Below are 12,264 nucleotides of genomic sequence, written 5' to 3'. Positions count from 1 at the left end.
TTCTAATTAACACTAATTATGAAAGAATCCAACTAATTTTAGTTGGATTTTTTTCGTTTAAATTTATAAGTTAACATAACACCACCTTTGTATAGTAGCCATTCTCCACTTTTGTTAAATGATTGAGCAGAATCATAGCGACCAATATTAGAAGCATCTTCTTTGTAATAACCTTTGTAGTTACCCTGTGAATGTCCTCCACCAACAAAAACATCCAACCCCCAATGTTCATTAATTTTAACTTGATAACCAATTGTCGCTCCGGTTAAAATAGCAACTCCGCGTTGGTATTTATCTGTATTCCAATAATTCCATTTTTGGATATCAAAAAAGCCTAAACCGATATTTGGACCAATATAAAATTTACTCATTGATTGATCAAAATAGTATCTTCCTTCAACAAAACCCATATACATTTGCAAATGATTACCAGCAAATGACTTCCATGGCGAAATAAATCCGGCAGCTTGTAATGTGATTTTATCAGTTAAAGCGTGTTCAACTCCAAGGTTTATCATAGCTAAAGGAAGGGTAAGTGTATTTGCTTTCAGTTGAGTTTCACCTTTTTGAGCAAATATTGATGTAGGAATTAGTATCCAAAATAATTTTTTCATTACTATAAATATTGGTTGTTTGCAGGGCTAAGGTAAAAAAAGTGGTTTATTTAGATGTTAATTCAAGCTTTTTTATAACTTTACTTAACAATTAATAACACTATGGCAGCGCTTTTATCAATTTTAATTATCTTTTTAATATTCGGAGTTTTTGTTTCGATATTCTTTGTTATTGCTGTATCAGATGCAAAGGTAAGAGAGAAAAATGAAATGTATACTTTAAAAAGTTTACCTGATGATATTGAATTAAAAGCTGTTGTACGCTATAATATCGGACGTCCACAAGGAAGATTCTTAAAAATGAAATCCTTTCAAGGAAGTGGAGTTCTTTATACACAAGGAGATCAATTAATTTTCAAAGATATATTGGGAAACGAAGATCATGTTTTCGATTTACAAACATGCAAGTTATCTTGGGTTGAAAATAAAATCAATGGAATTACAAATGCGTTTAAAGTAGCAGATCACGAGGCTATTATCTTTTTTTATATTGATAAAGGTGTGTTCATTTTTAAAGCAATAGAAGAAAATGCTTCTACATCAGATTTGTATATCCGTTTGAAAGAATTGCGTAAAAGCATTCGAAATGCTAAAAAAGCTGAGTCGGCAAATGAATAATTAATCCAGCTCGGAAACCACTCATGTCTTTAAAATCCTTATTTTCTCTAAACTCAAATGAATAACCTGCATTCAATTCAACAATACTTAGTACGGCAATTCCAGCTTTTGGAGTGATTGTCCAGGGAGAAACTTCGGCACGAATTACATAAAATGCAGAACTGAAATTAGAACTATAGGGATCACCTGGGTTATTACGGAAATTGAACATATATCCCGCTCCAACTTCTGGTATTACACGAAATTTATCCTTCATATAACCCAAATTAGCATTGGCGCTAAATGTCAAAATATTATTGTTGTCTTGCACCAGAAATAAATCTGTTCCAACTTTTCCGTAATTTCCATTCCAATATTCGTAACCAACATTAATTGTGAAATAATCGGTTAAATTTTGTTGTGCTTTTGCTTGAAAACTAAAAATTAAAACAAAGATTGCGATGAATTTTTTCATGCGATAAAATTAATGAATAATAAGTGAAAGTTGATAGTTGTGATAGGATTTAATATCAAACTTGCTTTAGATTGAGTAATAGATTTTAGTAAAATCTTTTTCTATTTCACATTAAAAGGAATATTGAGACCAACCGAAAATTGAAATCCTTTGATTGGTTTGAAGTCCTCTTTTTCATTAATCTTAAAACCAAATCCAATTCCGAAATCAACAAAAGTACCAACGGAAATTCCAACTTTTGGCGTAATGGTGTATGGCGTAAATTCACTTTCTACAAACGGAAAAATATAATAAAAACCTCCGCCAGCCAAATATCCAGTAATACCAATTTCGGGTATGACATGAAAATTATCTCGCATATATGCCATGTTAACATTTGCATCTATTTTATAAAGTATAGAATTACTATTAAAACCTGTAACTATAAATAAACCTGCTTTACCAAAATTTCCAGATTGATTTGAGTAACTGACAGAAGCGCCAATCAGATCTTTCTGTGCAAATGAAATAGAACTGAGAAATAAGGTAATGATGAAAAGTGTTTTTTTAAGATTCATGAGAGTTGATTTTTTGTAAATATACTTACTACAAAAATAAATAGCTACAACATAATTTGTTGTAGCTATTTATAATGATTTATTAAAATTTAAAATCGACTCAAAATTTTAATCCATCGTAAATCCTTTTGTATAAATTCGACCGTAATAATCTGCAAATTTAATTGAAACGCGTCCTTTATAATTTTTTAGGATTTTTTCTATGTCTTCTTGCGAGCTTACATTTTTATCGTTGACAGAAAGAATAATGAATTCATCCTGTACACCTGCTGCAGCTAATTTTCCACTAGATTCTACATTTTTTGCCATCACACCATAATTGATTCCAAAATTATCTTTTTGACGTTCTGTTAATGGTTCAAATTGTGCACCTAAAAGTTCTGTAGGTGTTAAATCTGCTTTACTTCTAACTTTCGTACTTCCTTTCGCATCTTTTAATGTAATTGTGTACGTTTTTTCTGCGTTTCCACGTCTTACTGTTAATGCGACTTTGTCACCAGGACGTTTACTACCTACCATGAATGATAATGTAGAAAAAGATGTAATTGGTTTTCCGTCTACAGCTGTAATAATATCACCTTCTTCGATTCCTGAATCGATTGCAGATCCTTTCGAAACTAATTCAGTTACCATTACACCATTATCTGTTTTTACATTTTTCTTGAATTGTTTATTGTACTGTTTTACAGCATCTTCATTTGATAAATCAAAACCTTTGATACCTAAATATCCACGTTGTACAATTCCATACGATTTTATATCCTCTACAACTTTTTTCACCAAGTTTGCAGGTACAGCAAATCCGTATCCAGAATAAGCACCTGTTGGTGAAGAAATAGCAGTGTTAATACCAATTAAATCTCCGTTTGCATTTACTAAAGCACCACCAGAGTTTCCTGGGTTAATTGCCGCATCTGTTTGGATAAACGATTCAATTGGAGATTCAGAGTTTTTACCTAAAATATTAATGCTACGACCTTTTGCCGAAACAATACCTGCTGTTACAGTAGAAGTTAATCCAAATGGATTACCAACTGCTAACACCCAATCTCCAACGTTAATGGCATCAGAATCGACAAATTTTGTGAATGGTAAACCTTTTTCACTAATTTTCAATAAGGCAATATCCGTACTTGGATCAGTTCCAACTAATTCAGCAATATAACTTTTTTGATTATTCAACGTCACCTCAATTTTAGAAGCGCCTTGTATCACGTGATTGTTTGTTACGATATAACCATCCTGAGAAATAATTACACCAGAACCCATTCCAGATGGTTGATCTTGGTCAGGCTGTTGTTGTCTTCCTCTTTGTTGTTGTTCTGGTTGTCCAAAAAAGAAATCAAACGGATCAAACATTTGCTGTTGTTGCTGTTGTCTTTGATTCGAATAATTTTTAATACTTACAACCGTATGTACAGCTTTATTAGATGCTTGTACAAAATTTGGAGCATCGTAATTGTAATTTCCTTTATAGTCTACAAATTCAAAGTCTCCGTTTTTCTGATTACTTGCATTTGTAATAAATGGGTTATTTCCATTTTCATTCATCAAATAAAAACCTCCCATAGTTGTCATAGAACTCACTAATCCAACTAATAAGTAACCTGTATATTTTTTCATCTTTATTATATAAGTTTTTAATGTTTTAGATTAAATCAAATTTAAGACCAAAACTTTAACATTTCAAATCGTTTAACGGATGTTAACACTAAATTATAAATCTTTTATAACATTAGTTAAGAGTGACAAAAATGTATTTACTTTGTTTAAAATTTAAGAAGTTGAAATTAAAGTTTTATAAATATCAAGGTGCTGGGAATGATTTTGTCATGATTGATGATAGAGAAAAAACATTTCCAATTTCTACAAGTCTAATAAATAAGCTTTGCGACCGTAATTTTGGAGTTGGAGCAGATGGATTAATTTTATTGCAGAATGATGAAAATTCAGATTTCAGAATGGTGTATTTTAATTCAGATGGAAACGAAAGTACCATGTGCGGAAACGGTGGACGTTGTATTATTCGATTTGCCAATGATTTGGAAGTAGCTAATGACAAAATGACATTTAATGCAATTGATGGCTTACATCATGGTGTCGTAGATCAAGCTGTTATTCGTTTACAAATGATTGATGTGAATGAAGTAGAAGATCACGATGGATATTTATTTATGAACACAGGTTCGCCACATCATGTTGAGTTTGTTGAAAACGTGAAAGATGTTGATGTTTATAATAAAGGGAAAAAAATTCGCAATGGAGCACCATATTTTGAGAAAGGATCTAATGTGAATTTTGTTGAGGTTATGCCCGACAATAGTCTTACAATAAGAACATACGAACGTGGAGTAGAAGACGAAACATTAGCGTGTGGAACTGGAATAACGGCTGCAGCTATTTCTGCTTATGTGAAAAATTTTGTAGACAAAAAAGATATCAAAGTAAAAGCAATGGGTGGAGATTTATCTGTAAATTTTGAAGAAAATAATCATAACTTTGTCAATGTTTGGTTAAATGGACCAGCAATAAAAGTTTTTGAAGGTGAAATTGAAATTTAATTCAATCCAATGAAAAAATTAAATTTAGTATTAACATTAATCTGTTCATTCGTACTTATAGGATGTACATTTGTAGATGGTTTCAAAGGAAATGCAACCAAAGATGGTTTTATTTATATTTCTAGAGGAGCTAAATTTGAACAAGTTTTAGATTCTTTAAAACCATTTTTAAAGGACGAAAAATTATTCAAACAATATGCAGAAGATGCAGATTATCCAGCAACAATAAAATCTGGAAAGTATAAAATCTCAAGCACTGATTCTAATCGCGATATTATTGATCGTTTACAGGGCGGAGAGCAAGAAGAAGTGAAACTTCGTATCAAGAATGAACCAACAATTTATCATTTGGCAGGTTCTGTTTCTAAACAACTTGATATGGATTCGGTTCAAGTATTAACTGCTATTCGTGATTTTGTAAAAGAAAAAAATGATACAACTTTAAATGATGAAACGGTTAAACAATATTTTATACCAGAAACGTATTTTGTTTATTGGGGAATTACGCCAGAAAAGTTTGTAGAAAAAATGGTGGCTCAACATGACAAAGTATGGAATGCAGACCGTTTAGCGAAAGCAAAAGCACTTAATATGTCGCCATTACAAGTGACAACATTAGCTTCTATAGTTCAGTTAGAATCGTCAGATAATATGGACGAGCAACAGAAAGTTGCGCGTGCGTATATGAATCGTTTAGCGAAGGATATGCGTTTAGAAGCCGATCCAACTTCTATTTATGCATATAAAATGGAAAATGGTTGGGATCAAAAAGTGCAACGCGTTTATAAAAAATGGACATGGTCGTCGAATGCATACAACACATATCGTAACAAAGGTTTGCCTCCTGCACCAATTTGTTTACCAAATTTAGGAGCAATCGATGCGGTTTTATCACCAGCAAATCACGATTTTATTTTCTTTGTTGCAGATCCTAAAAAGCCAGGATATCATATTTATACGAATGATTATCAGGAGCATTTGAAAAATGCTGAAAATTATAGAAACTGGCTGAAAGAGAATAATATCAAATAGTTGTATATTTAGCTAAACCAATTTTAGCTATGTCACAACAAAATTATACAAAAAGAGAATTCCTAAAAATGCTTGCTACAAGTAGTTTAGGAATTTTTTTTATGTCTTTTTATTCCTTTGATGATTTTTTGGATGACGACTTAATTTTATTAACAAAAGATGATGAAAAGTACGATCAATATCGAAGATCATTTAACAAAAGAATTGAAAAGTTCCCAAAAATTATAGCAGTTTGTAAATCTGAAAAAGCAATAAAAACCGCAATTGCTTTAGCAAATGAAAAGAAACTAAAAATAGCGATTCGAAGTGGTGGACATAGTTTCGAAGGTTTTTCGAATATTGATAATGGTTTATTGATTCATCTTGGTTTGATGAATAAAATTACCTGGTTAAAAGAGAATAAAGTAAAGTTGCAACCAGCTTGTTTATTACAAGAAATTTATGCAGATTTTTTACCTAAAAAACGAATTATTCCTGCTGGTTCGTGTGGAACTGTAGCTATTAGTGGCTTGACTTTGGGTGGAGGTTACGGTTTTTTTAGTCGAAAATATGGTTTAACATGTGATAATTTACTTCGCGTTAAAATGATCGATTACAAAGGAAATACAATCGATTCTGATGTTGATCCAGATTTACTTTGGGCGTGCAAAGGTGGAGGAAATGGTAATTTTGGTGTTATAACTGAATTACATTTCAAAACTTATACTGCACCCTCATCATTTAGTGGATATCGCATGAAATTTAATAATTTGACTTCAGATAAATTTGTGAAACTACTTCAACTTTGGTTTCAATCTACCGAAAAATTACCTCATGAAGCATTCTCAGCTTTTGTTTTGAATGGAAAGTTTTTGACGATCTTATTTACCAATTTTGCCTCGAATCAAACTGATTTTGAGAAGACTTTTACGAGTTTAATTCCATTAGCAAATGATTATAAACCAATGAAAAATAGAAATCTGTCAGCAGCACTAAAAAATTATTATGGTATTAAAGAGCCAATTTATTTCAAAAATGCTTCGGCAGGTTTGTACAAAGGAATTGGAGATATAGAAAATGGTTTGACGGATTTATTTACTAAAGTAACATCTTCTAAAGGAATGATTTATCAAATAAATACATTGGGTGGAAAAATTAATGAGATTAACTCTTCAGATACAGCCTATCCGCATCGAGATATTAATTATTTAAGCGAGTTACAAGCATATTGGGATTTGCCTTCCCAAGAAGAAAAGTTGACAAAATCATTTGAAGAAGTACAAAAATTATTGAGAAATTTAGGAAATGTAAAGCAATATAGAAATTATCCAGATATTAATTTTCCTGAAGCAAATAATGCTTATTTCGGAAATAATCTAGCTCGATTACAAAAATTGAAAAAGAAATATGATCCGAATAATTTGTTTGATTATCCACAGGTGATTAAATAAAAAAAACTCCCTAAAATTATTTTTTGGGAGTTTTTTTATCAATTATTTAAACATTTTTTTCATTTTAAATTTCAGTGAATTCATAATTCCTGCTTCTATAATATCTATTCCTAAACCATAATTGCTATCAGCTATGATGTAATGATTGTTGCGGAATTTTTCGAAATCTTGGGCTGTAATTTCATGATTTGTCGTCGGATTATATTCAATGAAAACACTTCCTGAATTTGGAGTAATTTTTTTTCGGCTCGAATAGGTAAAATACTCATCGTTGATATCAGATTCTTGAATGGTATACTTTTCTTTTGTATCAATTTTTTGATCTGTTTTTAAATTGATTTCATATTTCTCACTATCGAAATTATGCCAAAAAGACGCATCTTTGTGAATGAAATCTCGTACATTATTTTTCGGAACATTGCGATCAAAAAACATCAAGAAACGTTCGTTTGTAACTTTGTCTTTGAAATACGGATTTTCGATTCTAGCTTTATATTTTATCGTTAATTCGTTTAGTTTTTTATCATCCGAAATTATATCAATCGATGTATCCTTGAAAATTTCTCTCAAATCCATTTCTGGTCGATCAGCACTATAATTTAGCGCATAATAAAAGAAGCTATTCCAGCTATCTATAATTTCTCGTTTGTTTGTGTTTTTGAAATAACGTCGCATATTATTTGCACGATTATAACGATAAATAGAAGTCGATTCCAAATAACCTTCGTTTCCTTTTGTAGTTACATTAACATTTTCATCAATGCAAAATTTTGGAAATTTGTGTGGAGGTCGAATTTGTAAGGTTTCATTTGGCTTGATTTCCAAATAATGTGCAAAATAGATAAAACTTCTGTTCTCAAGATAACCATATTCATTTCGCATAGTTGCATCCACATAATACGTTTCGTTTTTATGTTTCACTTTCACAATAACGTGATTGAATGCTAACAACGATGGAAGATAATATTTGAAATAAAAATCGGTATTGTAATTCAATAAAATAATAGAAGACTCTAATCCTAAATAATCAAAAATAACTTTTAATAAAATAGATTTTGCTTTACAATCTCCTTGTTTATTAGCGTAAGTTACTTCTGCTTCTTGTGGTTTGTGTCCGCTCATTTCATCGGCATTGTAGATATAATAAATATGGTTTTGAACATATTCTATTGCATATTCTATTTTATCTTCAAGATCAGAAAATTCGTTTAGTTTTTCGACTAAATTTGGTGCAAAACTTTCTAAGTTTGCTTTATTAATGACTTCTTCGTAATAAGGCGAAATAAAATTAGAAAGTTGTTCCCACGTACTTTTTGTTGCAAAATCGATGTAAGGAAAAATTTCACGATTTGGATCTGTTGGATTCAGATAGTTTACAAGTTCAAATGTGTATGATTCTCCAGGAGGAATTGTTCCATTTTTAGTTTCGATTAAATTAGCATTCTCATCACGAAAGAAATTTTTCTTGTAAGAAAATTCATCATCACGTTGGTTAATCAATTCGAATTTATAATTTCCATAAGCCCAATAAGAATCTGGGCTCACCCATAAATATCGGCTGTATTCTTTACGAACAAAATCTTTGTCTGTAAACACTTTTTCTCTTGCATCTTCTAACACAAGAATATCATACAAGCGCAAATCTTTGATCGAGATATTGATTTTTTTACTCTTATTAATTACACCAGATCCGCTATCAACTTCGTTGTCCAAAACTTTGATTGTACTATCAGCTAATTTATCTATTAATTGTCCATCACGAATAACACTTATGCGATGAATAAGGTATGTTTCGTTTTCTTCTACAATAGTATCATAAGTTGACGCTTTTTCTAAGTTAGCAGGGTCAGTTAGCGTGTAAGACATGTTAACATATTCGATATGTTTTTCGCGTGTTACGTAAAATTTTTTGTCTAAAAAGTAACAATAATCTCTTCCTTCATCTAAAATGTTTTTTGAAAAATCATTTTCTTTTGAAAGTTCTACAATTTGATTATCGCTAAGACTTTTTGTCCAATCTTCGGGTTGAATGATTTTGTAAATGTCGTTAGATAGGTTTTCCATTTGTTTTTTATTTGTTGATATAATTTAAAAGTACAAAAATTATTCATAAAAGAAACGCGCCTATTTTGTAGACGCGTTTGTGAAAATAAAATGATAAAATGTAATTCGTTGATTTAGAACTTGTATCTTAAACTTACAATAAAATATCTTCCTAAAACATTACGTGTTGTAGTCGATATGTAGTTGTTAGTAAATTGATTTGTCAAGATGACGTTGTTTCCTAATAGATTTCCTCCTGTAAGAGATAAATAAGTTTTACGAGCAATATTATATCGAACAGAAGCATTTAATTCCTTCGCTTCATTTCTTTTTACTTTATCTACATATTGTAAACGATAAGAAAAATCTGATTGGATTAATAATTTATCAGTTACAGAATAGGCAGCTTCGGCAAAAGGACGCCAGTTTTCTGATTTTTGGGCTCTATTATTTTCAGTATTTGTACTATTGATAATTTCTGATTCGTAATTGTTTAAATTTAAATTAAGACCAGCTTTTAATTCAAATTTCTTTTTGAATGTAAACGTATTTGTCAGCGTATAATTTTGTGAAATTGATTTGTTATTGTAATTATTTGTAACTGTTTTTGTATCATTAGGATCTGGTGTGTCCGGATTATCTATAATATTTCCTACATAAGAATACGAATCCGAATATGAAATGTTACCGTTTAATCTTGCATTGTACCATTTTGCAAAACGTTTACCAATCATAAAATTTGCAGAATAGGTTTCGTCTTCAAAATCAGAATTCAGAAGTGTATTGACTTGCGTATTATTGATTGTATTCATCAAAGAAGAAGTCAAGATACTTTTTTCTCTTTTAGAATATGTAAAACCAGTATAGAATTGAAAGAAATTAAATGAATTAAAATGATTAAAATTAATATTTGCTACATGCGTTAAAGCTTGTCTAAGTTCTCTATTACCCTCGAAGATTGAATAATAATTTTGTAATACATAAGAATCTGATAAGTCTTTTGCATGTGGTAAACTATAGTTTTGCGAATAGCTTGAATAAATACCTGTCGCGTTATTAAACTTGTATTGCAGATTAATATGTGGTAAAATTTTAGTAAGATTAAAGTTGATTTTTGATCCATCATAAAATTTTGCTTTTTCGTTGAATAAAGAAAGACCTGCTCCTAAATCTACTTGAAAATTACCTAATTTCTTAGTTAATGTTGCGTCAAAAAAAGTTTCATTATAGTCAAAAGCTGTATTGGTTTCTGCTTTTGGTGTACGAAGTATTGTTTGATAATCGGAAATAGAATTATCAAAATCTTGTGTACTAAAATTTGTTCCTGCTTTTAATTTAAGGTTAGATGTATTGGTTAATAAATAATTGAAAACAGAATAGGCTTGAATTGTATTGACAAGATATTTTTGATCTTGATTTAAGTTATATTGATTGTTGATTTGTGTTAAATTACCAAATGCAGTAAATGGCATTGTATTAGAAAATATATTATACTCCGGATTTTCATTTTGATATTGATGACGTAAATAAAAACCAATATTATGATCTCTACCAACTTTTCGGATATAGGATAATGTTTGAGCTAATGAATAATTTTTTCGGTCTGTATAATATTTACTCGAGCTTAGTTGTTCACCATCTTTTGTACGATCAATTAGTTTTTCGTCGTCATTTCCTAAATAATTAAAGTTTAAACGATATTTAATTTGTCCTTTGTCATTGGGGTTATAATCAATTCTAATGCGAGACATTCCCATTAATCGATTATTGTTATTTTTTTCCTCATTAATAATTGTTTCATTTGGCCAAAGTTGCTCTTCTCTAGAATCGTAACTAATATTATTGGTATTAATAAGTCCAAAACCAGAAATTTTTAATCTTTTATTTGGTTCAACACCAAAATGTATTGCTCCATTATATGTATTCATATCAGGATAAGTCGCTTCTGATGGAAACATAAAGTTATTTGTGCCTCCTCGTAATGACAAAACACTACCATCTGAGGTAAATTCTGAATAGCCACCAAAGAAGCTCATGTAATCATCTTGATCAAAAACTTGTTTTCCAAACGTATTAAAGTCGTTGATTAAAGTTGCATCTGTTTTTTCTGAAAAGTAGAAAATCTTTGCTTGCGCATCTGTATGTTGATCCGCATCTCCACCTAAAGTTACATTACCAAAAGCAAGACGTTTCATATTATCTTTTAGTTCGATGTTTAAAGCAAATTGCTCATCATCTTCTTGTAAAGACGAAGCGAATGGATTTGATTTGAATTTTGTATCCAACTGAATTTTAGAAACAGCATCAGATGGTAAATTTTTATTTAATAATTTTTCGTTACCACCCAAAACTTCACGACCACCAACAGTCACTTGTTTCATTTCTTTTCCTTTGTACATAACTTTTCCATTCACCACTTCGATTCCTGGAAGTTTTTTCAAAATATCCTCTAAAGTTTCTTCATTTCCAACCTTAAAAGAATCTGCATCATATTCTATAACATCACCTTTTACTTTGATTGCTTGTTGTGCTTTTACAATCGTTTCTTGTAAAGAAATTTGACTTCCTTTTTTAAGTTTTAATTTTTTGTTGACATTTTCAGTTAAATCAACATTTTCAACATATGTTTCGAAACCAGCTTGTTCGATTTCGATGTCATATTTTTGACCACAAGGTAATTTGAATTCGAACTCACCTACATTACTTGTAAAAACAAAACCTTTTCCTTCGTTTTTACTATCAAAGATAGAAACTGAAGCATCTGTAACAGGGATTCCATTTTCGTCTGCAACTGTACCTTTTAGTTTACATTCTTGTGCAATTGTAAATTGTGCAGCTCCGATAAGTAAGATCGGGTAGAGTATTTTCTTCATAGAAATATAGTGTTATCGTATAATTATTGGTAGAGGTTGTAGAGATTTAGGTTGGTAATTAATCAGTTCTATTTTTAATAGA

The 12,264-nt window shown here is 30.5% G+C and carries 10 protein-coding genes; 4 read left to right on the top strand and 6 right to left on the bottom strand.

Translation table 11 applies throughout. From position 1 onward, the window contains the following. Positions 1–38: 38 nt before the first annotated feature. The gene (locus AC2I98_RS08700) at positions 39–614 is read right to left on the bottom strand and encodes a DUF3575 domain-containing protein (RefSeq protein ID WP_486411320.1); all 576 of its coding nucleotides are present in this window, start codon (positions 612–614) and stop codon (positions 39–41) included. Between the two features lie 102 nt (positions 615–716). Between AC2I98_RS08700 and AC2I98_RS08695 the strand changes: the two genes are divergently transcribed. Then, positions 717–1,232, top strand: a complete 516-nt coding sequence (locus AC2I98_RS08695) for a hypothetical protein (RefSeq protein ID WP_486411319.1) — start codon at positions 717–719, stop codon at positions 1,230–1,232. On the opposite strand, the gene AC2I98_RS08690 is transcribed toward AC2I98_RS08695, so the two are convergent. From AC2I98_RS08690 to AC2I98_RS08680, 3 genes are all read right to left on the bottom strand, one after another. Then, entirely contained in the window at positions 1,204–1,686 is a 483-nt protein-coding gene (locus tag AC2I98_RS08690) for a hypothetical protein (RefSeq protein ID WP_486411318.1), read from the bottom strand. The two genes, AC2I98_RS08695 and AC2I98_RS08690, sit on opposite strands and share 29 nt — an antisense overlap. A gap of 101 nt (positions 1,687–1,787) precedes the next feature. After that, on the bottom strand, positions 1,788–2,243 hold the full coding sequence (locus AC2I98_RS08685) for a hypothetical protein (RefSeq protein WP_486411317.1): 456 nt from the start codon (positions 2,241–2,243) through the stop codon (positions 1,788–1,790). A gap of 108 nt (positions 2,244–2,351) precedes the next feature. After that, entirely contained in the window at positions 2,352–3,866 is a 1,515-nt protein-coding gene (locus tag AC2I98_RS08680) for a Do family serine endopeptidase (protein ID WP_486411316.1), read from the bottom strand. Between the two features lie 131 nt (positions 3,867–3,997). Here AC2I98_RS08680 and dapF point away from each other — a divergent pair, with 131 nt between their 5' ends. From dapF to AC2I98_RS08665, 3 genes are read left to right on the top strand one after another with little or no spacing between them, the layout of a single operon-like run. Beyond that, on the top strand, positions 3,998–4,804 hold the full coding sequence (gene dapF / locus AC2I98_RS08675; RefSeq protein WP_486411315.1) for a diaminopimelate epimerase: 807 nt from the start codon (positions 3,998–4,000) through the stop codon (positions 4,802–4,804). Between the two features lie 9 nt (positions 4,805–4,813). Next, positions 4,814–5,836, top strand: coding sequence for an endolytic transglycosylase MltG (mltG, locus tag AC2I98_RS08670; protein ID WP_486411314.1), 1,023 nt, complete (start codon positions 4,814–4,816; stop codon positions 5,834–5,836). Positions 5,837–5,865: 29 nt separating this feature from the next. Beyond that, positions 5,866–7,266 (top strand): FAD-binding oxidoreductase, encoded by a 1,401-nt coding sequence (locus AC2I98_RS08665; RefSeq protein ID WP_486411313.1) that lies wholly within the window; start codon positions 5,866–5,868, stop codon positions 7,264–7,266. Positions 7,267–7,308: 42 nt separating this feature from the next. On the opposite strand, the gene AC2I98_RS08660 is transcribed toward AC2I98_RS08665, so the two are convergent. Continuing rightward, positions 7,309–9,330, bottom strand: a complete 2,022-nt coding sequence (locus AC2I98_RS08660) for a DUF3857 domain-containing protein (RefSeq protein WP_486411312.1) — start codon at positions 9,328–9,330, stop codon at positions 7,309–7,311. Between the two features lie 113 nt (positions 9,331–9,443). After that, the gene (locus tag AC2I98_RS08655; protein WP_486411311.1) at positions 9,444–12,182 is read right to left on the bottom strand and encodes an outer membrane beta-barrel protein; all 2,739 of its coding nucleotides are present in this window, start codon (positions 12,180–12,182) and stop codon (positions 9,444–9,446) included. Positions 12,183–12,264 lie beyond the last annotated feature (82 nt).

The sequence above is a fragment of the Empedobacter sp. EJD.6dd genome, from assembly GCF_057369435.1.
This window is presented reverse-complemented; position numbering and strand designations above follow the sequence as displayed.

Bases quoted from the DNA above. Each gene is read 5' to 3' on its own strand.
- AC2I98_RS08700 (WP_486411320.1), bottom strand. From the start codon at position 614: ATGAAAAAATTATTTTGGATACTAATTCCTACATCAATATTTGCTCAA.
- AC2I98_RS08695 (WP_486411319.1), top strand. From the start codon at position 717: ATGGCAGCGCTTTTATCAATTTTAATTATCTTTTTAATATTCGGAGTT.
- AC2I98_RS08690 (WP_486411318.1), bottom strand. From the start codon at position 1,686: ATGAAAAAATTCATCGCAATCTTTGTTTTAATTTTTAGTTTTCAAGCA.
- AC2I98_RS08685 (WP_486411317.1), bottom strand. From the start codon at position 2,243: ATGAATCTTAAAAAAACACTTTTCATCATTACCTTATTTCTCAGTTCT.
- AC2I98_RS08680 (WP_486411316.1), bottom strand. From the start codon at position 3,866: ATGAAAAAATATACAGGTTACTTATTAGTTGGATTAGTGAGTTCTATG.
- dapF (WP_486411315.1), top strand. From the start codon at position 3,998: ATGTATTTACTTTGTTTAAAATTTAAGAAGTTGAAATTAAAGTTTTAT.
- mltG (WP_486411314.1), top strand. From the start codon at position 4,814: ATGAAAAAATTAAATTTAGTATTAACATTAATCTGTTCATTCGTACTT.
- AC2I98_RS08665 (WP_486411313.1), top strand. From the start codon at position 5,866: ATGTCACAACAAAATTATACAAAAAGAGAATTCCTAAAAATGCTTGCT.
- AC2I98_RS08660 (WP_486411312.1), bottom strand. From the start codon at position 9,330: ATGGAAAACCTATCTAACGACATTTACAAAATCATTCAACCCGAAGAT.
- AC2I98_RS08655 (WP_486411311.1), bottom strand. From the start codon at position 12,182: ATGAAGAAAATACTCTACCCGATCTTACTTATCGGAGCTGCACAATTT.